Annotated in this window: 23 protein-coding genes; 12 read left to right on the top strand and 11 right to left on the bottom strand. The window is 59.1% G+C overall.

Annotated elements, in window-relative coordinates; translation table 11 throughout:
* The first annotated feature begins 16 nt into the window (after positions 1–16).
* From FAA97_RS02925 to FAA97_RS02935, 3 genes are all read left to right on the top strand, one after another.
* Positions 17–1,045 carry a TAXI family TRAP transporter solute-binding subunit gene (locus FAA97_RS02925; protein ID WP_136597021.1) on the top strand — a complete coding sequence of 343 codons (1,029 nt, stop codon included), beginning with the start codon at positions 17–19 and terminating at the stop codon, positions 1,043–1,045.
* Between the two features lie 130 nt (positions 1,046–1,175).
* Positions 1,176–2,201 (top strand): TAXI family TRAP transporter solute-binding subunit, encoded by a 1,026-nt coding sequence (locus tag FAA97_RS02930; protein WP_136597022.1) that lies wholly within the window; start codon positions 1,176–1,178, stop codon positions 2,199–2,201.
* 25 nt (positions 2,202–2,226) lie between these two features.
* Positions 2,227–3,267, top strand: coding sequence for a TAXI family TRAP transporter solute-binding subunit (locus FAA97_RS02935; RefSeq protein WP_136597023.1), 1,041 nt, complete (start codon positions 2,227–2,229; stop codon positions 3,265–3,267).
* Between the two features lie 204 nt (positions 3,268–3,471).
* Here FAA97_RS02935 and glnA read toward each other — a convergent pair whose 3' ends face one another.
* The gene (gene glnA, locus FAA97_RS02940; protein WP_136597024.1) at positions 3,472–4,881 is read right to left on the bottom strand and encodes a type I glutamate--ammonia ligase; all 1,410 of its coding nucleotides are present in this window, start codon (positions 4,879–4,881) and stop codon (positions 3,472–3,474) included.
* A gap of 60 nt (positions 4,882–4,941) precedes the next feature.
* The gene (locus FAA97_RS02945) at positions 4,942–5,280 is read right to left on the bottom strand and encodes a P-II family nitrogen regulator (RefSeq protein ID WP_006727717.1); all 339 of its coding nucleotides are present in this window, start codon (positions 5,278–5,280) and stop codon (positions 4,942–4,944) included.
* 348 nt (positions 5,281–5,628) lie between these two features.
* On the opposite strand from FAA97_RS02945, the gene FAA97_RS02950 reads away from it, so the two are divergent.
* The gene (locus FAA97_RS02950) at positions 5,629–7,116 is read left to right on the top strand and encodes an NAD(P)H-hydrate dehydratase (protein WP_136597025.1); all 1,488 of its coding nucleotides are present in this window, start codon (positions 5,629–5,631) and stop codon (positions 7,114–7,116) included.
* Positions 7,117–7,134: 18 nt separating this feature from the next.
* Here the strand turns inward: FAA97_RS02950 and FAA97_RS02955 are convergent, their stop codons facing one another.
* From FAA97_RS02955 to uvrA, 3 genes are all read right to left on the bottom strand, one after another.
* Positions 7,135–8,796: a Na/Pi cotransporter family protein gene (locus tag FAA97_RS02955; protein ID WP_136597026.1), complete on the bottom strand. Its 1,662-nt coding sequence runs from the start codon at positions 8,794–8,796 to the stop codon at positions 7,135–7,137.
* A 140-nt stretch (positions 8,797–8,936) separates the two neighbouring features.
* Complete coding sequence (locus FAA97_RS02960; RefSeq protein ID WP_136597027.1) at positions 8,937–9,746, bottom strand: DUF72 domain-containing protein; 810 nt, start codon at positions 9,744–9,746, stop codon at positions 8,937–8,939.
* A gap of 104 nt (positions 9,747–9,850) precedes the next feature.
* Positions 9,851–12,772, bottom strand: a complete 2,922-nt coding sequence (gene uvrA, locus FAA97_RS02965; protein WP_136597028.1) for an excinuclease ABC subunit UvrA — start codon at positions 12,770–12,772, stop codon at positions 9,851–9,853.
* A 290-nt stretch (positions 12,773–13,062) separates the two neighbouring features.
* Between uvrA and FAA97_RS02970 the strand changes: the two genes are divergently transcribed.
* A complete protein-coding gene (locus FAA97_RS02970) occupies positions 13,063–13,605 on the top strand; it encodes a single-stranded DNA-binding protein (protein WP_136597029.1) in 543 nt (180 codons plus the stop codon).
* Positions 13,606–13,669: 64 nt separating this feature from the next.
* Here the strand turns inward: FAA97_RS02970 and FAA97_RS02975 are convergent, their stop codons facing one another.
* Positions 13,670–14,941 (bottom strand): DUF2254 domain-containing protein, encoded by a 1,272-nt coding sequence (locus FAA97_RS02975; RefSeq protein ID WP_136597030.1) that lies wholly within the window; start codon positions 14,939–14,941, stop codon positions 13,670–13,672.
* A gap of 14 nt (positions 14,942–14,955) precedes the next feature.
* Complete coding sequence (locus FAA97_RS02980) at positions 14,956–15,585, bottom strand: MarC family protein (RefSeq protein ID WP_136597031.1); 630 nt, start codon at positions 15,583–15,585, stop codon at positions 14,956–14,958.
* A 193-nt stretch (positions 15,586–15,778) separates the two neighbouring features.
* Here FAA97_RS02980 and gyrA point away from each other — a divergent pair, with 193 nt between their 5' ends.
* Positions 15,779–18,574: a DNA gyrase subunit A gene (gyrA, locus tag FAA97_RS02985; protein WP_136597032.1), complete on the top strand. Its 2,796-nt coding sequence runs from the start codon at positions 15,779–15,781 to the stop codon at positions 18,572–18,574.
* A 152-nt stretch (positions 18,575–18,726) separates the two neighbouring features.
* Here the strand turns inward: gyrA and FAA97_RS21365 are convergent, their stop codons facing one another.
* From FAA97_RS21365 to FAA97_RS21005, 3 genes are all read right to left on the bottom strand, one after another.
* Positions 18,727–18,861, bottom strand: a complete 135-nt coding sequence (locus FAA97_RS21365; RefSeq protein ID WP_281281299.1) for a hypothetical protein — start codon at positions 18,859–18,861, stop codon at positions 18,727–18,729.
* Between the two features lie 64 nt (positions 18,862–18,925).
* A complete protein-coding gene (locus FAA97_RS21000) occupies positions 18,926–19,078 on the bottom strand; it encodes a hypothetical protein (RefSeq protein WP_168800902.1) in 153 nt (50 codons plus the stop codon).
* An 84-nt stretch (positions 19,079–19,162) separates the two neighbouring features.
* A complete protein-coding gene (locus FAA97_RS21005; protein WP_168800903.1) occupies positions 19,163–19,321 on the bottom strand; it encodes a hypothetical protein in 159 nt (52 codons plus the stop codon).
* Between the two features lie 193 nt (positions 19,322–19,514).
* On the opposite strand from FAA97_RS21005, the gene coaD reads away from it, so the two are divergent.
* The 5 genes from coaD to tgt all read left to right on the top strand — a co-directional run bounded on the left by coaD (position 19,515) and on the right by tgt (position 23,470).
* Positions 19,515–20,009: a pantetheine-phosphate adenylyltransferase gene (gene coaD / locus FAA97_RS02990; protein WP_136597033.1), complete on the top strand. Its 495-nt coding sequence runs from the start codon at positions 19,515–19,517 to the stop codon at positions 20,007–20,009.
* Positions 20,010–20,033: 24 nt separating this feature from the next.
* Positions 20,034–20,603 carry a peptidylprolyl isomerase gene (locus FAA97_RS02995; RefSeq protein ID WP_136597034.1) on the top strand — a complete coding sequence of 190 codons (570 nt, stop codon included), beginning with the start codon at positions 20,034–20,036 and terminating at the stop codon, positions 20,601–20,603.
* A 39-nt stretch (positions 20,604–20,642) separates the two neighbouring features.
* The gene (locus FAA97_RS03000) at positions 20,643–21,152 is read left to right on the top strand and encodes a peptidylprolyl isomerase (protein ID WP_136597035.1); all 510 of its coding nucleotides are present in this window, start codon (positions 20,643–20,645) and stop codon (positions 21,150–21,152) included.
* A gap of 89 nt (positions 21,153–21,241) precedes the next feature.
* Positions 21,242–22,336 (top strand): tRNA preQ1(34) S-adenosylmethionine ribosyltransferase-isomerase QueA, encoded by a 1,095-nt coding sequence (gene queA / locus FAA97_RS03005; RefSeq protein ID WP_136597036.1) that lies wholly within the window; start codon positions 21,242–21,244, stop codon positions 22,334–22,336.
* Between the two features lie 3 nt (positions 22,337–22,339).
* Entirely contained in the window at positions 22,340–23,470 is a 1,131-nt protein-coding gene (gene tgt / locus FAA97_RS03010) for a tRNA guanosine(34) transglycosylase Tgt (protein ID WP_136597037.1), read from the top strand.
* A 50-nt stretch (positions 23,471–23,520) separates the two neighbouring features.
* Here the strand turns inward: tgt and FAA97_RS03015 are convergent, their stop codons facing one another.
* On the bottom strand, positions 23,521–23,946 hold the full coding sequence (locus FAA97_RS03015; RefSeq protein ID WP_246041323.1) for a DUF4864 domain-containing protein: 426 nt from the start codon (positions 23,944–23,946) through the stop codon (positions 23,521–23,523).
* 242 nt (positions 23,947–24,188) lie between these two features.
* Here FAA97_RS03015 and FAA97_RS03020 point away from each other — a divergent pair, with 242 nt between their 5' ends.
* A complete protein-coding gene (locus FAA97_RS03020; protein WP_136597039.1) occupies positions 24,189–24,944 on the top strand; it encodes a metallophosphoesterase in 756 nt (251 codons plus the stop codon).
* Positions 24,945–24,985 lie beyond the last annotated feature (41 nt).

Consider the following 24,985-nt stretch of genomic DNA (forward strand, 5'->3'; position numbering starts at 1 on the left):
CATAAGGGAGATAGACTTGAACATCCGTCGCGCTATCGTTTTGATGTCGGCGCTGTGCACGGCCGCGTTGACTGCTGGGCCGGCTCAATCGCTCGAGCAGAACCTGATGTCGATGTACAAGGGCACGACGCATTTTGCGATTGCTCAAGACATCCTCGGCGTAAGCCGCAAATGTGGCGTCCCTTTGAATGTTGTTGAATCGAAGGGATCTCTTGAAAATTTTTATGGCGTGCGTAACCGTACCAACACACAGTATGGTCTCGTGAGCGCCGACCTTTTGGACTACCTGAAAGGCTATCAGTCTCAGGATAAAGAGGTTCAGGCCAGCGTTCAGGGCATGCGCATCATGCTGCCGCTGTACGATACCGAAATCCACGTCATCGCGTCCAAGGATATCCGCTCGTTGCAGGATCTGAATGGCAGGCGTATCGGCGTTGGCAACAAGGAAAGCGCGGCGAACCTCACGTCGCAGCTGATCTTTGATATTCTTGGCATTCGCCCGGCAGAACGGGTGAACCAGTCGCTGGACGACATGATCGAATTGCTGCGGCAGGGCGAGCTCGATGCTTTCATGCACGTGGCTGGCGCGCCCAACCCCGCAATTGCCGACGGGCGGCTTGACGATCGTTTTCACATTGTCCCGATCGAGGATGAACTGCTGAAGGCGAGCTACAAGCCGATCGTGATGCCGGCGGGAACTTACTCGTTCCAAAAGACCGATGTGCCGATCGTCTCGCAGAAGACCGTCTTGATGACCTATGAATACGGCAGCCGCAAGAATGCCTATTACAAGGAGGCCTGCAACGCCGTCGCGACGATGACCCGTGTGCTCGTCGACAATCTGGATGATCTGAAGAAGAACGGTCACCCGAAGTGGAAGGATGTCGATCTGACGGAGATCCCGCCGGGTTGGGAAATCGGCGACTGCGTCAAGATGGGTCTGCAGCCCGATTTCAAGGTCGAGTGTGAGGCGGCGCCGGCTGCGCAGGCCGACAGTTTCAACCAGGACTATCTGGATTTGCTCAAGCTTCATCTGAAGAATTGAATGACAACACCGGCCCCAAAAGGTCGGTGTTTTCTTTTTATTCATGCTTCACGATTTGACTGTGCAAACCTCCCGAGGAAAGCCCTACCTCGGGAGCCCGAAAGACTTAGAAAAGGGCAAGGGGATTACTATGTTTCATCAGATTTTGAAGAGGATAGCGCTCGTCGCAGCCAGTCTTTTCGCTGCCAATATCGCAATGGCCGACTCTTTCGAGCGCAACATCATGACTGGGGGCCCAACGGGAACCTACATTCAATTCGGTCGCGATATTGCCGCCTTGGGAAAGACCTGCGGTCTCAACCTCAATGTCGTCGAGAGCGCCGGCTCGCTGGAAAACTTCAGCGCCTTGCGAAATCGGCGCAATACGCAGTTTGGTATCGTCCAAAGCGATGTCCTGGAATATCTGAAGACTTACGAGGCGCATGACGCCCAAATCCAGCAGGCTGTCCGCGGCGTCCGCATCATGTTCCCGCTTTACAATGAAGAGATCCATATTCTTGCACGTCGCGACATTGCCGATATCAGGGATCTGGCCGGCCGACGCGTTGCGATCGGGAAGGTGGATAGCGGCACTTATCTCACCGCCAGCCTGATGCTCGACATTCTCGGGATCAAGGATGCGCAGCGCCTGGAATATACCCAGGATCAGGCTTTGCCATTGCTCGAGCAGGGGGAGATCGACGCATTCTTCTATGTCGCAGGTGCGCCCGCTTCGCTTTTTGTCAAAAACAACATCGATGCGTCACGCTTCCACTTGCTGCCGATCCGCGATGAAGCGTTGATGCGGACCTATACGCCAACGACCATTCCAGCCGGCACCTACAGTTTCCAAAACGAGCCGGTCTCACTGGTGTCGGTGAAAGCGGTGTTGATGACGTTCGAATACGAGCCGGGCAAGAACGCCTATCATCGCGAAAGCTGCCGATCCGTCTCAGACTTCAGCCGCCTTATCCTTGATGGCCTTGAGCGCCTCCAGGGTGATGGCCATCCCAAGTGGAAGCAGGTGAACCTGACAGCCGTTCCACCTGGCTGGCGCGTTGGCGCCTGTGTGCGGCAGGGTCTGGAGTCCGACTACAAGCCCACGTGTGTTGCTGCCCCGGTTTCCAGCAACAACGAACAATATCTCGATCTCTTGAAGCAGAGATTGAAACCCTAAACGCCTTGAAGGGGAGGAGTACCCTGTGAGACTGCCTAGAATTTCTGCATTGACGTTGACGTTGTGGGCCGCAGCGGGCGGCTTCACAGGGGCCGCTCCCGCAATTGCTGCGGATTACAATATCATGGCCAGCAAGCCCGGCGGCACGCATTGGCCATTCGCAGAGGACATTGCCCGTATCGGGAAGCGATGCGGACTCGACCTGAACCTGGTCGAGTCCGGCGGGTCGCTGGAGAATTTCTTCGGAGTTCGCAACCGTCCGAACACCCAGTTCGGCATCGTCGCGGCTGACGTTCTGAACTACATGAATTCCTACAAGAGCGAGAATGCCGACGTCCAGGCGGCGGTGCGCGGCATGCGTATCATGCTGCCCCTCTACGACGCGGAGGTGCAGATTGTCGCTCGCTCGGGTATCAGAACGCTGGCGGACCTCTCGGGTCTGCGTGTTGGCGTTGGACCGCAAGATAGCGCTGCCAATCTCACCGGACAGTTGATTTTCGACATTCTGGGAGTGAAGGGCGTCGAACTGGTCAAGGGGTCCAACGATGAGATGATCGATTTCCTGCGCGACGGCAAGCTCGATGCGCTGGTGCGCGTCGCGGGTGCTCCGGTGGATGCACTTGCCGACGGACGATTGGACCAACGCTTTCATCTGGTTCCGATCACTGAAGAAATACTGCGCTCGACTTACAAGGAAACCACGCTGCAGGCGGGTCTCTACACATTCCAACCGGAAGCCGTACAAACGGTTGCGGTTAAGACTGTTCTTATGACCTATGAATATGGCGCCAAAAAGAATGCCTATTCCGAAAAGGCCTGCAAGGCGGTTGCGGACTTTACCAGGCTTGTGGTCGACAACATCGACGAGCTTCGGCGGACCGGTCACCCGAAATGGAAAGACATTGACCTGACCGAAATCCCGCAAGGGTGGACGATCGGTGATTGCGTTCGCAAGGGGCTTGATCCGGCCTATACCGTTGAGTGCAAACCGTCCGCTGTCGAGAATGTGCAGAGTGACGCAAACAAGGATTATCTCAACCTCCTTCGCGCCCACATGAAGCAATAGTTGCCGCCCATTGCGCCTTTCCAGCCGAGCTGGGATCGTTTCGGCTGGACCTTTGGCTTGCCATTGTCACCATAATGAAAACCGGCAGATCGAGCTCCTGCCGGTTTTTTTCGATCTCTCAGCCGGGTCTCTGCCTTGCCAAAGATGCCTGAGACAAAAAAAGGGAGCGCCAAGCGCTCCCTTTCTGCATCCTAGCATGGTTTCTCAGACAGAATAGTACATGTCGAACTCGACCGGATGCGGGGTCATTTCGAAGCGCATCACTTCCTGCATCTTCAGCTCGATGAAGCTGTCGATCTGGTCGTCATCAAAGACACCGCCAGCGGTCAGGAACTTGCGATCCTTGTCGAGGCTTTCCAGCGCTTCGCGCAGGGAGCCGCAGACGGTCGGGATCTTCTTCAACTCCTTCGGCGGCAGATCGTAGAGATCCTTGTCCATGGCCTTGCCAGGATTGATCTTGTTCTTGATGCCGTCGAGGCCCGCCATCAGCATGGCGGCGAAAGCGAGGTATGGGTTGGCTGTCGGATCCGGGAAGCGGATTTCGACCCGCTTTGCCTTCGGGTTGGAGCCGAAGGGAATGCGGCAGGAGGCCGACCGGTTGCGCGCAGAATAAGCGAGCAGAACCGGTGCCTCATAACCCGGAACAAGGCGCTTATAGGAGTTGGTCGACGGGTTGGTGAAGGCGTTGATTGCCTTGGCGTGCTTGATGATGCCGCCGATGAAAAAGAGGCAGCTTTCCGAAAGGCCGGCATATTCATCGCCAGCAAAAGTCGGCTTGCCGTCTTTCCAGATCGACATATGCACGTGCATGCCCGAACCGTTGTCGCCGAAGATCGGCTTCGGCATGAAGGTTGCCGTCTTGCCATAGGCATTGGCGACCTGGTGGACGACGTATTTGTAGATCTGCATCTTGTCGGCGTTGCGCACGAGTGCATCAAATTTGATGCCGAGTTCGTGCTGCGCGGCGGCGACTTCGTGGTGGTGCTTCTCGACGACAACGCCCATTTCCGACAATACAGTCAGCATTTCGGAGCGCATGTCCTGGCAGCTGTCGATCGGTGGAACAGGGAAATAGCCACCCTTGACGCGCGGGCGGTGACCGAGGTTGCCGGTCTCGTAATCGGTATCGTCATTCGAGGGCAACTCGGTGGAGTCGAGCTTGAAGCCGGTATTGTAGGGATCTGCCTTGTACTTCACGTCGTCGAAGATGAAGAACTCTGCTTCCGGACCAACGAAGATGGTATCGCCGATCCCGGATGCCTTCAGATAGGCTTCGGCCTTCTTGGCTGTGCCGCGGGGATCGCGGTTGTAGGCTTCGCCCGATACTGGATCGAGAATGTCGCACATGATGACCAGCGTCGATTGTGCGAAGAACGGGTCCATATGGGCCGTTTCGGGGTCGGGCATCAGCACCATGTCGGATTCGTTGATGGCCTTCCATCCGCCGATCGACGAGCCGTCGAACATGACGCCGTCGGCAAACATGTCTTCATCGACGCAGACCACGTCCATGGTGACGTGATGCAGCTTGCCCTTCGGGTCGGTAAACCGCAGGTCGACGAACTTGATGTCGTTGTCCTTGATCTGCTTGAGAATGTCGTTGGCAGTCGTCATGATCTTGAGTTCCTCGTATGGGCTGGCGATGAAGACCCAAAGGGCTTTCATCCTGTCGGTTTAGATGGCGTCGATGCCGGTCTCGCCTGTGCGGATGCGGACCACTTCTTCAACATTCGAGACAAAAATCTTGCCGTCGCCGATGCGTCCGGTTTGGGCAGCATTGCGGATTGCGTCAATGACAGCCTCCACATTTTCATCGGCGAGGACCACCTCGACTTTGACCTTGGGCAGAAAGTCCACGACATATTCGGCGCCTCTATAGAGCTCGGTATGGCCCTTCTGGCGTCCAAAACCCTTGGCTTCCGTTACGGTGATGCCCTGCAAACCGACTTCCTGAAGGGCTTCCTTCACCTCGTCCAACTTGAAGGGCTTTATGATCGCTTCGATCTTTTTCATGAGAAAATTTCTCTCCGCCTCTTTCATGAGAGTCGGAGGATTCCGACTCGCCGGGAAGGATGCAGTTAACGTGCCAGTTTGATGGGCAAACTGGGAAAAACGTCCCGCTTCCTCCGTCGTCGGAGCAAATCTCAGTTAAATTTGCAGGAAAAGCCAGCCCGAAATGCGCAAATTCCGATTTTTCTTCCAATTTTTTCTGACAATCACCAACGGCTAACATATTGCTCTCGTGGTGGTTTTTAAATGTCGCAGTGGTTGCGCAATAGGCATATGCATATTTATTAGGCAGTCGTTCCCGCCCGTTAAATCACCACTTGCACGGCGCGCAGGAGAACCTACCATCTGGGCATGCAGGACACTCCTTCAAACTGGCTGATTACGCCGGCCACGATGGCCAAAATCGATGCGGATGCGATCCGCTCCGGCATTCCTGGCTCGGCTTTGATGGAGCGCGCCGGACAGGCTGTCGCCGCCACTGCCTTGCGTCACTTTCCAGAAACCCTGCGCTTCTGCGTGCTTTGCGGGCCTGGCAACAATGGCGGTGATGGTTATGTGGCGGCGCGTGCACTGGCGGGGGCAGGGGCGGACGTGGCGCTGTTCCATCTGGGCGATCCGGATCGCCTTTACGGGGATGCTGCCGAAGCGCGGCGATCATGCCCGCTCGCGTCTGCACCGCTTGAGGCCTACCGTCCATATGCCGGTGATCTCGTGATTGATGCCATTTTCGGAGCGGGTCTGGCGCGCGACGTGCCTGATGTCGTGGCCCAATGCATTGAGGAGGTGGCCGCAATTGGTATTCCCGTGCTTGCCGTTGATCTGCCTTCGGGGATCGATGGCTTGACGGGGAGGGTGAGGGGTGCTGCCTTTGTTGCAAAGCGCAGCGTGAGCTTCGTTGGCTTGAAACCCGGACATGTTCTGCTGCCCGGCAGAGACAGTTGCGGGCCGGTCGAGGTCTACGACATTGGCATTCCCCGGCGTATCGTCGAGGCCAATCGTGGCCTTGTCAGCCTGAATTCCCCTCGGCATTTGCGCCCGCATCTGCGCAAGGCTTCGGCGGCTGATCACAAATACCGGCGGGGGCATCTCACTGTCTTTTCAGGGCCTGTTTTGGCGACCGGCGCTGCCCGTCTCTCGGCCGAAGCAGGGTTGCGCGCGGGGGCCGGCGTCGTAGCACTTGCAAGCGGCGGCGCAGCACTTGCCATCAATGCGGCCCATACAACAGCGGTGATGCTGACACGGATCGATACAGCAGGCGACCTCGCAGCCTGGCTTGAGGACGATCGTCGCTCCACCTTCGTGCTTGGCCCCGGCTTTGGCGACAGGGCGCTTGCCCGAAGCTATGCGCGTGCCATTCTGGGCTCTGGCCGCAAATTGGTTCTCGATGCCGATGGCCTCACAGCTTTTGCCGAAACGCCGGAACTGCGCGCCAGCCTGCAGGGGCCGACGGACGGCGCGCTGGTGATCACCCCGCATGAAGGCGAGTTCGCCCGGCTGTTCCCAGCGCTTTTCGGAAGCGGATCTGGAAAGCTGGACATGGCGAGCGCGGCAGCGGCACAGATCGGCGGTGTCGTCGTCTTCAAGGGGGCCGATACCGTTATTGCCGCGCCGGATGGGCGCGTTGCGGTGGAGACCTCCGCGCCGCCGAGCCTTGCCACTGCGGGATCTGGCGATGTGCTGGCAGGCATCATCGGTGCCCATCTGGCGAATGGCGTTCCCGCCTTCGAGGCCGCCTGTGCCGGTGTGCATCGCCACAGTCAAGCAGCCCTCAAAGCGCTGATGCCGATGACGGCAGAGGATCTGGTTCGGAACATCCCGCCCTTGGACGCTCTTGACTAGGAGAACGCTCTACCGAGCTCAGAAATCGGCAACTTGAACCAGCCGGCTCCTGTGCAGCAATCCTTCGCCTTCAAGCAAAGGATACGCGATCGAGACGAACAGCGAGTTTATTTCTTTCAGATCACGCATCGTATCGATGTGAAGCGAGCTTGTTTCGAAACTTGCAGAATTGCCCCGCCGCAATCGCTGCAAATGGCTTTCCTCACTGGATTTGACCAATTGCCGGATTGCCTCCTTGCGCGCCACAAGGTGGCGGGCTTGGGCAACGTCACGCGACAGCAGGAGATTGAAGGCGAGACGCGCGTTTTGGACCACCTCGCCATGCATGGCGGTGATCTCAGTCCAGCCTTCGGGTGAAAAGGCGATGTTGCGCTCGTTCTTCTTGCGTGCGCGGGTCAACATGCTCTCGGAAATGATGTCGGCCGCCTGTTCGATCTTGATGGTTGCGCCCAGTATGTTCTGGAACAATGCGGCCCGCTCCTCGTCGAGAGCCGCCTCTGATATGCGCGCCAGATAGAACTTGATATCGTTGTGTATCCTGTCAATCTCGTCATCGAGCGCCTGTATGCGCTCCATCTTCTTCTGGTCCCAATGCTCGTAGAGTTCGAAAATGCCGTTCAGCATGAACTCTGTCTTGTCGCAGACGGTCAAAACCTCGCGTGTCGCATTGGACAGAGCCTGTTGCGGATTGGACAGGTCATTTCCGTTGAGAGCAGAGAGCCGCTCAGTCCGCGGGGACTGTTCGCCCGGGGTCGACAAGGCGCCCTCCAGCAGACGGGCGATCGCACCAGCGAAGGGAAGGCCGATCAAGAGGACCGCAAGATTCATCGAGAGGTGGACAAGAACGACCGATTCGCCCGGTTGTGCCGAGAAGACCGCAGGGTCGAGCATGACGGCGAACTGCCCAAGCAGCGCGGCCAGCGTCAGGGCGCCGCGGATCATCACATTGGCGAGCGGCGCGACGCGAGCATTCGGCTCCGCATTCTTGGTCAGCATCGCGGCAACAATCGCGGCACCAAAGTTGATGCCGAGCACGACGGGAATGATCAGTGCGTCCGGCAGAAGGTTTTTGTCTGCGAAGGATGCTACCAGCAGAATGGCAGCGACACTGGAGTGGAAACTCCAGGCCAAAAGCGCCGCCAAGGCAAAGGCACTGATCCAGTCCGTGGCAAGATAGTCGAACAGGATCGGCAGGACCTTGCTGGACCTCAGCGGCTCTGAAGCCTCGCCAATCAGCTGCAGTGACAGGAGAAGAAGCCCAAGGCCAAACAAGATCCGCCCGATCTGGCGCAAGCCTCGTGCTTCATCGGTGCGAAACGCGATCGTACCGGCAAGCAGCAGTATGGGGACGAGAAGGGAAAGATCGTAGCGCAATACGCGGACGACAAAGGCGGACCCCAGATCCGCGCCCAGAAGGGTTGCAACCCCGATCGCCGGCACCACGTAACCCGCGGCAGAGAAAGACGAAATGATCAGCGCCACGGCTGTGGCACTTTGGAGCGCCACTGCAAGGAAAAAACCTGCCACGGCGGCTGACGCGCGATTGCTGACAGCAGAGCGCAATCTGGTTTTCAGAAACTTGCCATAGGCGCGCTCAATGCCGGTTCGCACCATGCGCGTCGCCCACAAAAGCAAAGCGACGGCGCCAGCCAGATGAATGAAAACGACAATTCCCGACATGGACGCCCCGGACATTTCTTCGGCCCGACAGCGGGCGGCATACCGATTTACAAAGCCGGACCCTGCAGGACCATACGATTCTGCGACTGAGGCTAATCCACTTTCGTCAGCTACTCAAATCGTCAGACAATGCGGAGCTGCTAGGCAGCCCTGACCTTGCTCTGCAAGAGGCGCGCGCCATTGGGAGCGTTGACCTTGCCGCCAGTGATGAAGAAGGCAAATACGTCTCTCGGACGGGATGGAGCAGCGCTCTCTGGTGCGGCCAGGGGGAGGTCAGAGGGAATGCCGCCGGTGGCATAGACGTCGATGCGCTTGGCCCAAGCCTCCACTTCCGCGGGCGGATAGCAGGTGGGGGTCTCGTCGGTGCCTTTCTGTAGCCGCGCGTAGATGAAATCTGCGGTCGGGTCGGCGAACATCGGATAATCATGGTGATCAGCGCAGACTGCCGCCACATCATGCCGGCGCAACATCTCGACAAATTCCGGGACCTGGAAGGAGGCATGGCGTGGCTCGACGACATGGCGCAACGGCAAACCATCGAGCGTTTTCGGGAGAAGGGACAAAAACCCTTCAAAGTCGACAGGATCGAACTTCTTCGTTGCCATGAACTGCCAGAGGATAGGACCGAGATGCGGTCCAAGTTCGGCAATCCCTTGTCCAAGAAACTTGCCGATGGACTCCCCGGCCTCTGCAAGGACCTTGCGATTGGTGCAGAAGCGGCTTGCCTTCAACGAGAAGACAAAATCCTCAGGCACCTCGGAGGCCCATTTGGCAAACGTTGCAGGCTTCTGGCTGGAATAATAGGTGCCGTTGACCTCGATTGCCTTGAGTTCCCGGCTGGCAAATTCCAACTGGCGCTTCTTGGCAAGCTTTTCCGGATAAAAAGAGCCTTCCCATGGGTCGAAGGTCCAGCCCCCAATTCCGGTCCGAATAATGCCAGCATTCGTCATCATATGCCCCCGAACATGCAAAAACACCTGCCCGGCGATCGATGCGACGTGACAATGCCGCCGAGGACCCGCCGAAGCTCTGAAACGACCTCAAGGAGAGGCGGCTATTCCGCCGCCTCAACCTTCTTCACCGGGCGACGCTCCAGAAGTTCCTTCAGGAACTGCCCGGTATAGGAGGCCTCTATCTTAACGACCTCTTCCGGCGTGCCCTGCGCCACGATCTGGCCACCGCCATCGCCGCCTTCGGGGCCAAAATCCAGGATGTAGTCTGCGGTCTTGATGACTTCGAGATTGTGCTCGATGACCACGACCGAGTTGCCCTGGTTGACCAGTTCCTGCAGCATTTCCAGAAGCTTGGCGACATCGTGGAAATGCAGGCCGGTGGTCGGCTCGTCGAGAATGTAGAGCGTGCGACCGGTCGAGCGCTTCGACAATTCCTTGGCGAGCTTGACGCGCTGGGCCTCGCCACCCGACAGGGTGTTCGCCTGCTGGCCGACCTTGATATAGCCGAGACCGACATCAAAGAGCGCCTGCAGCTTGTCGCGCACAGCCGGCACGGCCTGGAAGAATTCGACGCCTTCCTCGACAGTCATGTCGAGCACGTCGGCGATCGACTTGCCCTTGAAATGCACGTCCAGTGTCTCGCGATTGTAACGCTTGCCGTGGCAGACGTCGCAAGTGACATAGACGTCGGGCAGGAAGTGCATCTCGATCTTGATGACGCCATCGCCCTGGCAGGCCTCGCAGCGGCCACCCTTGACGTTGAAAGAGAAACGGCCCGGCTGATAGCCGCGCGCCTTGGCCTCTGGCAGGCCGGCGAACCAGTCGCGGATGGGGGTGAAGGCGCCGGTATAGGTGGCCGGATTGGACCGCGGCGTGCGGCCAATCGGCGACTGATCGATATCGATCACCTTGTCGATGAACTCAAAGCCATCGATGCGCTCGTGTTCGGCCGGATTTTCACGGGCACCCATGACGCGACGCGCCGCCGCCTTGTAGAGCGTCTCGATCAGGAAGGTCGATTTGCCACCGCCGGAAACGCCTGTGACGGCCGTGAAAACGCCGAGCGGGATCGAGGCCGTGACATTCTTCAGGTTGTTGCCCTTGGCACCGACGACCTTGATCTGCTGGCTCTTCTTCGGCTTGCGGCGCTGCGCCGGCACCTTCACGCCAAGTTCCCCGGTCAGATATTTGCCCGTCAGCGACTTCGGATTGGCCATGATGTCCTGCGGCGAGCCTTGCGCAATCACCTGGCCACCATGAATGCCAGCGGCCGGGCCGATATCGACAACATAGTCGGCCGTCAGGATCGCATCCTCATCATGCTCGACGACGATGACGGTGTTGCCGATGTCGCGCAGATGTTTCAGCGTGTCGAGAAGACGGGCGTTGTCGCGTTGGTGGAGGCCGATCGATGGCTCGTCCAGCACATACAGCACGCCCGTCAAGCCGGAGCCAATCTGTGAAGCAAGCCGGATGCGCTGGCTTTCGCCGCCGGAGAGCGTGCCCGAATTGCGCGACATCGAGAGGTAATCGAGACCGACATCATTGAGAAAGCGCAGCCGCTCGCGGATTTCCTTGAGGATACGCGTCGCGATTTCATTCTGCTTGTCTGTCAGCTTGGCCGGCAGATCCTCGAACCAGGATCCTGCGTTGCGGATCGCCATTTCGGTGACCTGACCGATATGCAGCCCGTTGATCTTGACGGCGAGGGCCTCCGGCTTCAGTCGAAACCCCTTGCAGGCCGGGCAGGGGGCGGCTGACATGAAGCGCTCGATTTCCTCGCGCGCCCAGGCGCTGTCGGTCTCCTTCCAACGCCGTTCCAGGTTGGGCACGATGCCCTCGAAGGTCTTGGTGGTCGTATAGGAGCGCGCACCATCGGCGTAGTGAAAGTCGATCTTTTCTTCTGTGCCGTGCAGAATGGCCTTATGCGCCTCGGCGCTCAAATCCGACCATTTCGACGTCAGCTTGAAGCCGAAAGCCTTGCCCAGGGCCTCTAGCGTCTGATTGTAGTAGGGAGAACTGGATTTTGCCCAGGGCGCGATCGCACCATCGTTCAGCCGACGCTGCGTTTCAGGAACGATCAGCGCTTCGTCGATCTTCTGCTGCGAGCCGAGACCATCGCAGGTCGGGCAGGCACCAAAAGGGTTATTGAAGGAGAAAAGCCGCGGCTCGATTTCCGGAATGGTAAAACCGGAGACCGGGCAGGCGAATTTTTCGGAAAAAAGCACCCGTTCATGCGTCTCGTTGAGCGACTTGTTGGCCGAGCCGCCGGCTGCTGTTTCCTCTGGAGGCAAGGCCTTGTCGGCAAATTCGGCGACCGCCAGACCGTCGGCCAGCCGCAGGCAGGTCTCCAGGCTGTCCGCCAGGCGGCTGGCGATATCCGGTCGCACGACCACGCGGTCGACCACGACGTCGATGTCATGCTTGTACTTCTTGTCGAGCGGAGGCGCCTCGGCGATCTCGTAGAATTGTCCGTCGATCTTGACGCGCTGGAAGCCCTTCTTCATCAGTTCGGCGAGTTCCTTCTTATACTCGCCTTTGCGGCCACGGATCATCGGCGCAAGGATGTAAAGCCGCGTGCCTTCGTCCAGCGCCAGGATCCGGTCGACCATCTGGCTGACCGTCTGGCTCTCGATGGGCAGGCCCGTTGCGGGTGAGTAAGGAATGCCGACGCGGGCAAACAGCAGACGCATATAGTCGTAGATCTCGGTCACGGTGCCGACCGTCGAGCGCGGATTGCGCGACGTGGTCTTCTGCTCGATCGAGATCGCCGGCGACAGGCCTTCGATTTGGTCTACATCCGGCTTTTGCATCATCTCGAGGAACTGGCGGGCATAGGCCGACAGGCTCTCGACATAGCGCCGCTGGCCTTCCGCGTAGATCGTGTCGAAGGCGAGCGACGATTTGCCCGACCCCGAAAGACCGGTCATCACGATCAGGCTGTTGCGCGGCAGGTCGAGGTCGACACCCTTGAGATTGTGTTCGCGGGCGCCGCGAATGGAAATTGTCTTGAGTTCGCTCATGTCAGGCTCTGATCGGCAAAGGGATTGGAACAGCGTCCGGGAGAACTGTCCTTATGTAGGCAACCGCGCCGTCGAGTCGAGGCAGGAACGGCGGCAGCGGCAGATTTTCGATTCCGTTGACAGGACTATACGGAAATACTAGAACAAATAAAGAACATATTTTCTCAGCCGACAAGCTTGTGGATTTCACTGTTTGGCGGGCCGTCGGCATGCCAATCCGGGAGCGGATTGGATAAGGTGAAATTTGATTGAATTCAAAGCCGCGGCGGTGCGGCAGTTAGGTGAGTGTCATGGCTGGTAGCGTCAACAAGGTCATTTTGATCGGCAATCTCGGCGCCGATCCCGAAATCCGCCGGACCCAGGATGGTCGCCCGATCGCCAATTTGCGCATCGCGACCTCTGAAAGCTGGCGCGACAAGAATTCCGGCGAGCGCAAGGAAAAGACCGAGTGGCATAGCGTGGTGATCTTCAACGAAGGTCTGTGCAAGGTCGCGGAGCAGTATCTGAAAAAAGGGTCGACGGTTTATGTCGAGGGCCAGTTGCAGACACGCAAGTGGCAGGACCAGAACGGCCAGGATCGCTATTCGACCGAAGTCGTGCTGCAGGGCTTCAATGGCAACTTGACCATGCTGGGCGGTCGCGGCGATGGCGGTGGCGCCTCGCGTGGGGGCAACGACTTCGGGGGCGCCGATTACGGCGGCGGTGGTGGCTATGATGGCGGATACGGCTCGCCGGCCCCGTCGCGCGGCGGCTCGTCCGGTGGCGCAAGCCGCGGCGGCAGCGCTCCTTCGGGCGGCTTCTCGCGCGATCTGGATGACGACATTCCGTTCTGAGGCGCGGAAAAAGCCTAATTGCATGTTGCGGCGCCCCGTCATCCGGGGCGTTGCTTTTCCGGCCTCAGATGCGCGTATCGTCCCTGAGGCGTTGCAGATCAGCTTCGATCGGTAGGGCTTTCGCGGCCCGCTGGTGTGCCAGCATCGACTGACGCCTCGCTGCCGCGCGAAATGCGGCATCGCCGGTTTCGGCAAGGACCGCGAGGCATTTTTGCAGGCGCAACTGCACCTCAACTTGTTGCGCACCGTCGCGCGCGATCGTCATGAAGGCATCTTCGAACAGGTCGTCCGCTTCCAGGGCGGGAACGAAGACCCTCGGAAAGGAAGGCTCCCTGTCTTCCGCCGGCTCGGCCCATGCGCTCAACAGACGCGTCGCTCTGCCCAGCACGTCGATGGCTGTTCCGGGATCATTGACGGCCGGGGAGAGCGCCCGTTGTGCGGTCTCGCTAAGGACCACAAGACCGAAGCGTGGATCCTGGTCAAAACTCCGGTCGCTGCCGATCGTTACCGCATGCCGGACGGTGTCTTCAGGTGCATCCTGGGCTTCGTGCTCGCTGTCTCCGCGCTCCAGATAGGCGATAGGGGGATTGCGATACACAAAGGCGCCGGGGTTGACGACGAGATATACGTTGCCGTCGACGCTGTCGGCGAAGTCGGACAGGGCGTGCATGTCGATGTGCTGGATATAGCCGATGGCCTTGGCACAAACCGGCGTCATGTCCTCCAGACGAGACCGGTCGCTCTGCGATAGCGGGCTGCCGCCGAGATAGGGGTTGTTGCGTCTGACCTCGATGGCCTCTGCGGCTGCTTCTTCAATGCGGCTGGTGGTCTCTCCCACGCGTCCGAGTTTTGTCAGATGGTCAATCCAGCGTAGCAACTGGAACACGATCAGCACGATCACGCCAATGGTGACGACGAAGAGAATGACGCGGCCCTTGTCCCCATAGGCGCCGGTCTGCAGCACCACGATGCCAACGATTCCATAGAGAAACGAGCCGACAAAGGTTGAGAGGACGTTCTGCGTCAACCTGTCTTCAACGAGGAGCCTGGTTGCGCGCGGTGTGACATTGCTCGTGGCGGAGCCATAGGCCGAAGTCATGGCGCTTAACGAGAATGTCGTCACCGCCAGCATGCTGGAGGCAATGATGTTGAGGATCGTGTCGACGGAGTCCGCTTTGATCGAGCCGGGGATCTCGAAGGGTAGAAACCGCTCAGCGACAGCCGCGAGGATGGCGGCGAGAATGCCGACCGCGCCGATGGCCGAAGCGCGAACCCACAGACGGCGGGTGAATTGCCTGAGCAGGAATGTCCAGCGGGTCGACAGGGGGTGAGCCATCAGAGGGTCTTTCCTTAGCCGGCAAATGCCGATTTTGCGCCGTCGATGACGAACTGCACCGAGAGTGCCGCCAGCAGCACGCCGAGAAGACGCGTCAGCACTGCCCGACCGGTAACACCCAGGAAGCGGTTGAGACGCTCCGCGACGGACAGCGAAGCAAAGACCAATGCCGAAACGACGGCGATCACACCGATCAGGAGCAGCTTGTCCATCCATCCCGGCATCGTGCCCGAGATCAGAACCGTGGCTGAAATCGCGCCAGGTCCTGCAATCAGCGGGATGGCCAGCGGAAAGGCCGCCAGATTGTGGATGTGATCCTTGGTTATCGCATCTCCGGTGGTCTTTTCCTTCCGCTCGTTGCGTTTCTCGAAAATCATTTCGAATGCGATGGTGAACAGCAACAAGCCACCCGCGATGCGCAGCGCGCTGGTGTTGATCCCGAGCGCCCCCAGGATCGCCGCGCCGAACAGAGCAAAGGCGGTGAGGATCAGGAACCCGATGACCGGGCCGCGGATTGCCACCTGTCGACGCTGCGCGTTCGTCATGCCCTGCGTCAGCCCCAGAAAGAGCGGAGCAAGGCCTGGCGGGTCCACCGTTACCAACAGGGTTGTAAATGCGTTGATCAACGCTTCGCTGGTGGCCATCGATGTTCTCCCACGTGATTTGGCCCCATAAAGTCAAAGTGGCGACGCCCATGCAAGGGACAGGTGCGCTTTATGTTCCCAGCCGCTTTGCCATGGGGGAAAAGCCTGTTTATAACCGGCGGCAAAATTGGCGTCTTGACGCCCGTTCCGCTATAAAATCCCCAGTGATTCCGAACAGAGATCGTGACCTGATTTGACTGAGCAAAGCACTTCCGGCGGCGGCAAGTTCCCGTCCGACATCGAGCCGATTTCCATCATGGAGGAAATGCAGCGTTCGTATCTCGATTACGCCATGAGCGTCATCGTGAGCCGCGCGCTGCCCGACGTACGCGACGGCCTGAAGCCCGTCCATCGCCGCATCCTTTACGGCATGAACGAGCTGGGCCTCGACTGGAACAAGAAATACGTCAAGAGTGCGCGCGTCACCGGTGACGTCATGGGTAAATATCACCCGCATGGCGATGCCGCGATCTATGACGCTTTGGCGCGCATGGCGCAGCCCTGGTCGCTGCGCATGCCGTTGATCGACGGTCAGGGCAACTTCGGTTCCGTCGACGGTGACCCGCCGGCCGCACAGCGTTACACGGAGTGCAAGCTCGAAAAGGTCGCGCATTCGCTGCTCGACGACCTCGATAAGGAAACCGTCGACTTCCGCGACAACTACGACGGCACGATGTCGGAGCCGGTCGTCGTTCCCGCCAAGTTCCCGAACCTGCTTGTCAACGGCGCCGGTGGCATCGCGGTCGGCATGGCGACCAACATTCCGCCGCACAATCTCGTCGAGGTTCTCGAAGGCTGCACGGCGCTTATCGACAATCCGGCGATCGAGCTTCCCGAACTGATGCAGATCATTCCCGGGCCGGACTTTCCGACCGGTGCCATGATCCTCGGCCGATCCGGCATCAAGTCAGCCTATGAGACGGGCAGGGGCTCCGTCGTCATGCGCGGCGTTGCCCGCGTCGAGCCGATGCGCGGTGACCGCGAGCAGATCATCATCACCGAGATCCCCTATCAGGTGAACAAGGCGACGATGATCGAGAAGATGGCCGAACTGGTGCGCGAGAAGCGCATCGAAGGAATCTCCGACCTACGCGACGAATCCGACCGCGATGGCTACCGCGTCGTCATCGAATTGAAGCGCGATGCCAATGCCGATGTCATCCTGAACCAGCTTTACCGCTATACGCCGCTGCAGACCTCGTTCGGCTGCAACATGGTGGCGCTCAATGGCGGCAAGCCGGAACAGTTGACGTTGCTCGACATGCTGCGTGCTTTCGTCTCGTTCCGCGAGGAAGTCGTCAGCCGCCGCACCAAGTATCTGCTGCGCAAGGCGCGCGAGCGTGCGCATGTCTTGGTGGGCCTTGCGATCGCGGTTGCCAATATCGATGAGGTCATCGCGCTCATCCGCAAAGCGCCGGATCCGGCGACGGCACGTGAGCAGTTGATGACGCGCCGCTGGCCGGCCCATGACGTCGAGTCGCTGATCCGTCTGATCGACGATCCTCGTCACCGCATCAATGAAGACCTGACGTACAATCTCTCGGAAGAGCAGGCGCGCGCCATCCTCGAACTGCGTCTTGCCCGCCTGACGGCGCTCGGTCGCGACGAAATCGACGAGGAGCTCAACAAGATCGGTGCCGAGATCTCGGATTATCTCGACATTCTCTCGTCGCGTGTCCGCATCCAGACGATCGTCAAGGACGAGTTCGCCGCAATCCGTGACGAATTCGGCACGCCGCGCCGTACGCAGATCGTCGATGGCGGTCCCGACATGGATGACGAGGACCTGATCGCCCGCGAGGAAATGGTCGTGACCGTTTCCCATGCCGGCTATATCAAGCGCGTACCGCTGACCACCTATCGCGCCCAGCGTCGCGGCGGCAAGGGCCGCTCCGGCATGGCGATGAAGGACGAGGATTTCGCGACGCGTCTCTTCGTTGCCAACACACATACGCCGGTGCTGTTCTTCTCCTCACGCGGCATCGTCTACAAGGAAAAGGTCTGGCGTCTGCCGATCGGCACGCCGACCTCGCGCGGCAAGGCGATGATCAATATGTTCCCGCTGGAGCCCGGCGAGCGCATCACGTCGATCATGCCGCTGCCCGAGGACGAGAAGAGCTGGGAAAACCTCGACGTCATGTTCTCCACGACTCGTGGAACCGTGCGTCGAAACAAGCTCTCCGACTTCATCCAGGTCAACCGCAACGGCAAGATCGCGATGAAGCTCGAGGAAGAGGGCGACCAGATTCTCGGCGTCGAGACCTGTACGGATCGCGACGACGTGCTGCTCACAACCGCGCTCGGCCAGGCCATCCGCTTCCCGGTCGACGAAGTCCGTGTCTTTGCGGGACGCAATTCGATCGGCGTGCGCGGCATGACCATGGCGGACGGTGACCGGCTGATCTCGATGACGATCCTTGCGCATGTCGATGCCGAGCCATGGCAGCGTGCGGCCTATCTCAAGCGCTCTGCTGCCGAGCGTCGTGCCATGGGCGTCGACGAAGATGATATTGCCCTGGTCGGCGAAGAAGTCGGCACCGAGGGTGAGTTGTCTGAAGAACGCTATCAGGAGCTCAAGGCGCGCGAACAGTTCGTGCTGACGGTGTCTGAGAAGGGCTATGGCAAGCGGTCTTCGTCGTATGACTTCCGCACTTCGGGCCGCGGCGGCAAGGGTATCCGCGCCACCGACACCTCGAAGACGGCGGAAATCGGCGAACTGGTTGCTGCCTTCCCGGTCGAGGATAGCGACCAGCTCATGCTGGTGTCCGATGGTGGACAGCTGATCCGCGTCCCTGTGAACGGCATCCGTATCGCAAGCCGCGCAACCAAGGGCGTGACGATCTTCTCGACGGCCAAGGATGAGAAGGTCGTGTCCGTCGAGCGCATCAGCGAGCCGGAAGGCGATGAAGACGTCGTCGGCGGGGAAGATCAGGGCGGCGATGTTGCCGCAACCGAGACCCCGGCTCAGGACGAGGGCGCCAGCGAATAAGGGCAGAAGAGCCGGGGCATGGCACACCCGGCTCTCGTCGCTCCGCAATTGTCGTCGGCCCTGGAAATGGCACACGAAAAAAGCCGTTCGGACCAAGTCCGGACGGCTTTTGTCTGGGATGATGTCTATCGTTGCCGATCAGTCCAATATCATCAGAAAGCTCGCTGGCGCTCCATCAGGGCACGATAGTCCTGATCTTCGCGCTTCAGCGCTGAAATCGTGGAGGCGACGGAGGCAACGAACATGCCGCTGATCAAAGCGGCCAGAACCGTGAGTGTCAGTACCATGGTCTATCCTTTCCTTGTCAGCGTTGATGCCGAAAGCCGAAGCTACACCGTCGCCTGAGGTCACTCAGTGACCGAAGCTATGGTAACGTGCGGCCATTGGCGGACCGTAAAACTTGGCATCATTGCTGTCTTTGACGTAAAAAGTTGCTGAAGTTGCAACCATGGCAGTCATCAGCGTCACCCACACGAGGTTGATCATTGTAACTTTGTCATGCATTGCGTTGGTCCTTTGAACTTCGGCAGTACAGCCGATAAATGTACAGGTACCGGAAAGGTTCCGGTATAGTGCGAGATCAATCTATCAAGCGTTCACTGACGTCGGCTTGAACGCGCCGTTCATCTGCCGTTCATCTTGAAAGCCATCACGGGATGCTTCGGAGATTTCGCGGGCGACCATCAATCCAAGCTCGACGAGCAAGGCTGCGGCGACGGCGGTAGCAATAAGCAGAACAAGCATCATTTTATCCTCTGCAGATCTTCGATACGTCGATGATGTGACGATAGAGTGCGTCCCGTGAAGTCGCCTTGAACGACGCATTCATCCGCCGTTCATGTGACGGCGGCGGGAATGTGGACGTCTCATTTCCCGGCAATAAGCTTGCGGTCGGCCACGGTCCGTGACAAAAGGCGATCCAAACAACGCTCAGGCAACCATGACGATCGGCTTTTATCCCGGCTCCTTTGATCCCTTAACTAACGGACATCTGGACATTCTCGTTCAGGGTCTAAACGTCGTTGACAGGATCGTTGTCGCAATCGGAATTCATCCTGGGAAGACACCGCTGTTTTCCTTCGACGAACGCGCCTCTCTTGTGCGCGCCGCGATGGCAGAGGTCGTGCCGGCGCGGGCAGGGGACATAGACGTCGTTTCGTTCAGCGGGCTTGCGGTCGATGCTGCCCGGCAGAACAAGGCAACGATCATGCTGCGCGGCCTGCGCGATGGCACTGATCTCGATTATGAGATGCAGCTTGCAGGGATGAACGGCGCGATGGCGCCGGACATCCAGACCATCTTTCTGCCCGCGTCGCCCGCTTCGCGACCGATTACGGCCACATTGGTCCGACAGATCGCCGCAATGGGTGGCGATGTCCAGGCCTTCGTACCTGGCCCCGTTCGTGCTGCCTTGAATTTGAAACATGGGCGCTAAGCCCTGATCTTTATCGGAGAGAACATGAAGCTCGCCCAAATTGCCACTGCCTTTGTCCTCGCTATCGCTGCCTTCGGCCCGGCCAAGGCCCAGTCAACCGAAGAATTCCTGACCATCCAGCTGAAAGACGGTCCGGTCGTCGTGCAGCTGATGCCCGATGTCGCGCCGAAGCATGTGGCGCAGATCAAGGATCTCGCTGCCAAGGGCGAGTATGACAATGTTGCCTTCCACCGCGTCATCGAAGGTTTCATGGCCCAGACGGGTGACGTTCAGTTCGGCGATATGGAAAACGGCTTTGAGCCGGGTCGTGCCGGAACCGGCGGTTCGAACCTGCCGGACCTGCCTGCCGAGTTTTCGGACAAGCCTTTCGTGCGCGGGACTGTCGGCATGGCCCGCAGCCAGGATCCGAACTCCGCCAATTCGCAGTTCTTCATCATGTTCGGTGATGGCAGCTTCCTGAACAGTCAGTATACCGTTGTCGGTCAGGTGGTTGCCGGTATGGAAAACGTCGACAAGATCAAGCGCGGCGAAGGCGGCAATGGCGAAGTGAGCGATCCAGACCGCATGGTCAAGGTCACCGTTGGCCGCAACTAATACCTATCGGGCCTATGGCCCCAACCAAGGAGAAACACCATGGCCGAGATCAAGGATCCGGAAAATACCATCCTGATGGAAACCACCAAGGGCAAGGTCGTCATTGCGCTCTTCCCGGATCTGGCCCCTGGCCATGTCGCCCGCATCAAGGAATTGTCGCGTGAAGGTGCCTATGACGGCGTTGTCTTCCACCGCGTCATTGAAGACTTCATGGCCCAGACCGGCGACGTGCAGTATGGCAAGCAGGGCGGTGCCGACTTCAACCCGGGTCGCGCCGGTATGGGCGGCTCCTCGAAGCCGGACCTGAAGGCGGAGTTCTCGGCGACGCCGCATACCCGTGGCACCTGCTCGATGGCGCGTTCGCAGAACCCTAACTCTGCCAATTCGCAGTTCTTCATCTGCTTTACCGATGCGCCCTGGCTGAACAAGCAGTATTCCGTCTGGGGCCAGGTCATCGAAGGTATGGATGTCATCGACCAGATCAAGCGCGGCGAGCCTGTACGCGAGCCTGACTCGATTGTCTCGATGAAGGTTGCCGCCGACGCCTGATGGCTTTAAGCACGCAAAGCCCGCCTTGGTGCGCCGCACCTGGGCGGGCTTTCGCGTTTTGACATTATCGACAAAGCGAACAGAGTGAGATGCGTGTAGATCTTTTCGATTTCGACCTGCCGGACGAAAACATTGCGCTGAGGCCTGCAAGCCCGCGCGATCACGCGCGCTTTCTTGTCGTTCGCCCGGAGGCCGATCCCATTCTCGGCGACCATCATGTCTACGATCTGCCGTCCTTTCTAAAGCCAGGGGATGCGCTGGTGTTCAACGACACCAAGGTGATCCCCGCGCAACTCGAAGGCATCCGCCATCGTGAGGGCGCCGAGGAAATCGCCGTTTCCTGCACGCTGCACATGCGGGTCGGTGCTTCCAGATGGAAGGCCTTCGCCAAGCCCGGCAAGCGCATCAAGCAGGGAGATCGCATCGATTTTGCGATGGGGCAGGGCGAAGGTGCGGCATGCCTTATGGGCTCGCTCGTGGCGACTGTCGCGGAAAAAGGCGAGGCCGGCGAGATCGAACTCGCCTTCGACCTCTCAGGGCCCGATCTCGACCAAGTGATCGCCAATGTCGGCCATATCCCGCTTCCGCCCTACATCGCGGCCAAAAGGCCGGAGGATGGTCAGGACCGCGTCGACTACCAGACCATCTATGCGCGAGAGGAGGGCGCCGTTGCGGCGCCGACCGCCGGGCTGCATTTTACCCCTGACCTCTTCGCCGCGTTGGATGCTGCCGGCATCGAACGTCATTTCCTTACGCTGCATGTTGGCGCCGGCACCTTCCTGCCGGTGAAGGCGGATGATACCGCCGAGCACAAGATGCATGAGGAAATCGGCTATATCTCGCCCTCAACAGCCGCAGCTCTCAACGCGGTCAGGGCCCGAGGCAACCGGATCGTTGCCGTCGGCACTACGTCGCTGCGATTGCTCGAAAGTGCTGCAGCAGACGATGGCCACATTCCCGCCTGGTCGGGTGCGACGGACATCTTCATCACGCCCGGCTATCGTTTCAAGGCGGTGGATATGCTGATGACCAATTTCCACCTGCCCAAATCGACACTCTTCATGCTGGTTTCCGCCTTTGCCGGTCTCGACACGATGCGGGCGGCCTATGCCCATGCGATCGAAACCGGCTACCGCTTCTACTCCTATGGCGATTCCAGCCTGCTTTTCCGGAAAGACGACTGACCGATGTCCGAGAATTTCACGTTCAATCTGAAGGCCACCAGCGGCAAGGCACGCCTTGGCGAGATCACCATGCCGCGCGGCACGGTCCGCACCCCGGCCTTCATGCCTGTCGGCACGGTGGGCACGGTGAAGGCCATGTATCTTGACCAGGTGAAAGAGGGTGGGGCCGACATCATCCTTGGCAATACCTATCACCTGATGCTGCGCCCCGGCCCGGAACGCGTCGCGCGCCTTGGCGGCCTGCATAAGCTGATCCGCTGGCCCGGGCCTATCCTGACCGACAGCGGCGGCTTCCAGGTGATGTCGCTGTCGGGCCTGCGCAAGCTCGACGAGCAGGGGGTGACCTTCAAGAGCCATATCGACGGCTCCTTGCACCACATGTCGCCGGAGCGCTCGATCGAGATCCAGGGGCTGCTCGACAGTGACATTCAGATGCAGCTTGACGAATGCGTCTCGCTGCCCAATGAGCCGCGCGAGATTGAACGCGCCATGGAACTGTCGCTGCGCTGGGCCGAGCGTTGCCGAGTCGCCTTCGGCAATCAGCCCGGCAAGGCCATGTTCGGCATCGTCCAGGGCGGCGACCAGCCGGCGCTGCGCATCCGCTCTGCTGAAGGGCTCAAGCAACTCGATCTGAAGGGATATTCGATCGGCGGTCTCGCCGTCGGCGAGCCGCAGGCCGTCATGCTCGACATGTTGCGGATCACGCTTCCCGTTCTGCCGACAGAAAAGCCGCGCTATCTGATGGGCGTCGGCACGCCTGACGATATGCTGAAATCGGTCGCCGAGGGCATCGACATGTTCGATTGCGTGATGCCGACCCGTTCGGGCCGCCACGGGCTGGCCTTTACTCGCCGCGGCAAGGTCAACATCCGCAACGCCCGCCATGCCGAGGATATGCGTCCGCTGGACGAACAGTCCTCGTGCCCGGCGGCGCGCGATTACTCCCGTGCATACCTGCATCATCTTGTCCGCTCCAATGAAGCGCTGGGCGGCATGCTGCTCTCGTGGAACAATCTCAGCTATTATCAGGAGCTGATGCAGGGCATCCGCCAGGCGATCGCCGAAGATCGATTTGAGGACTTCAAGGCTGAAACCATCGAGATGTGGGCGCGCGGAGACATCGACCCGGTCTGATCGTCTGAACTCAGAGCAGGCAAGGGGATGCGTTCTGCTGGAGCCGCGCGTCAGATGCCCTGGCTTGATGTCTCGCGTTTCATGCGGACGCCATTGATGGTGAAATTGCCGTCGCGCTGGCGTTTGAGCTCATAATAAACCGCCCAGTCCTTACCATCAGGCGCCGATATCAGCACCTCCTGGAAAGCGACCGTCCCGTCCTTTGAAAGCCTGTTTCGGCCAAAGGCATAGTTGCCCGGCCGAAAGACAGGTGCGTAGGTCCTCTTGACCATGTCGAAAAACCGCTCGGCATTGGGAAAGACCGATTTGATCTCCGGGGACGCAAAGGAATAAGCGGTCTTTGCGTCGTCATTGAGAAATGCAGTGATCTGCTGCGTGATGACCGCGCGCGCCTGAACGCCGAGATCACTTTCCTCTGCGGATGCGGGCGTCGAAATCGCCGCGACAAGCCCGGCCAGGGCCAATGCAATGGACATTCGCATCATGCTACCCCTCGCTTTTCAGATATTCCTGATGAAAGGATAGGCCGATTCTTTGACTTGGGAAGAGGGGCCATGAAATGGTGGCCGGCTATCAAGCCGATGTGACCTGGAATTCATGGTTTGGCGTGGGCAGGGCGCACTGCACGGGGTCCTCTTTGCCGCCCAAACCTTGCGATCGGCGCTAATTCCTGCAATGGCAGAACCATGCACGCAGAACATTTCCGGAGATCCTGAGGATGCGTCTCTTCCTGGGCTCCGATTTTCATGTCGACTACGCTCAGAACCTGCACTGGCTGGGACAGCTTTCGCGTCAGGACTTTACCGACGACGTCCTGATCGTGGCTGGCGACCTATCTGACGACGTCGATCTGATACAGAGTTGTTTCGACATACTCGTTCCGCGATACAAAAAGCTGCTCTTCCTGCCTGGCAATCATGACCTTTGGACCGCGCGCAGCGGGCGAGGGCCATCGTTCGACAAGTTCGAGTTATTGCAAACGCTCTGTGGCGGCTATGGCATCGAGACGCGGCCTGTTGCCTTCGGAGGCACGCTGATCGTACCGATCCTCGGTTGGTACGATTATTCCTTCGGTGAGCCGGATGCTCGCATTCGCCGCGGATGGATGGACTTCTACAAGTGCAACTGGGAGGGTCTTGCACCGGCAGATGTCGCCGAGCGTTTCGACCAGATGAACCTGATACCGGACACCCTTGATTTTGAGAGGGTCTACAGTTTCTCGCATTTCGTTCCGCGGATTGACTTGATGCCCGTACGCTATCCCGAGAAACACAAGGCATTGTTTCCCGTCCTAGGCTCAGCCCGAATTGAAGAGCGCATCCGCGAACTCGGCTCATCCATGCATTTTTACGGGCACAGCCACCTGAACCGCAACAAGGTGATCGATGGCGTCACCTATATCAACAATGCCTTTGGCTATCCCTCGGAAACCGAGATTACGGCCAAAACGATCCTGCATGTTGCAGATCTCTAGGGCGGAGAGGCAGACAAGTGCTGCCGCTGAGGCCCGTTGGA

Source organism: Peteryoungia ipomoeae (assembly GCF_004912165.1).
GTDB lineage: Bacteria > Pseudomonadota > Alphaproteobacteria > Rhizobiales > Rhizobiaceae > Allorhizobium > Allorhizobium ipomoeae.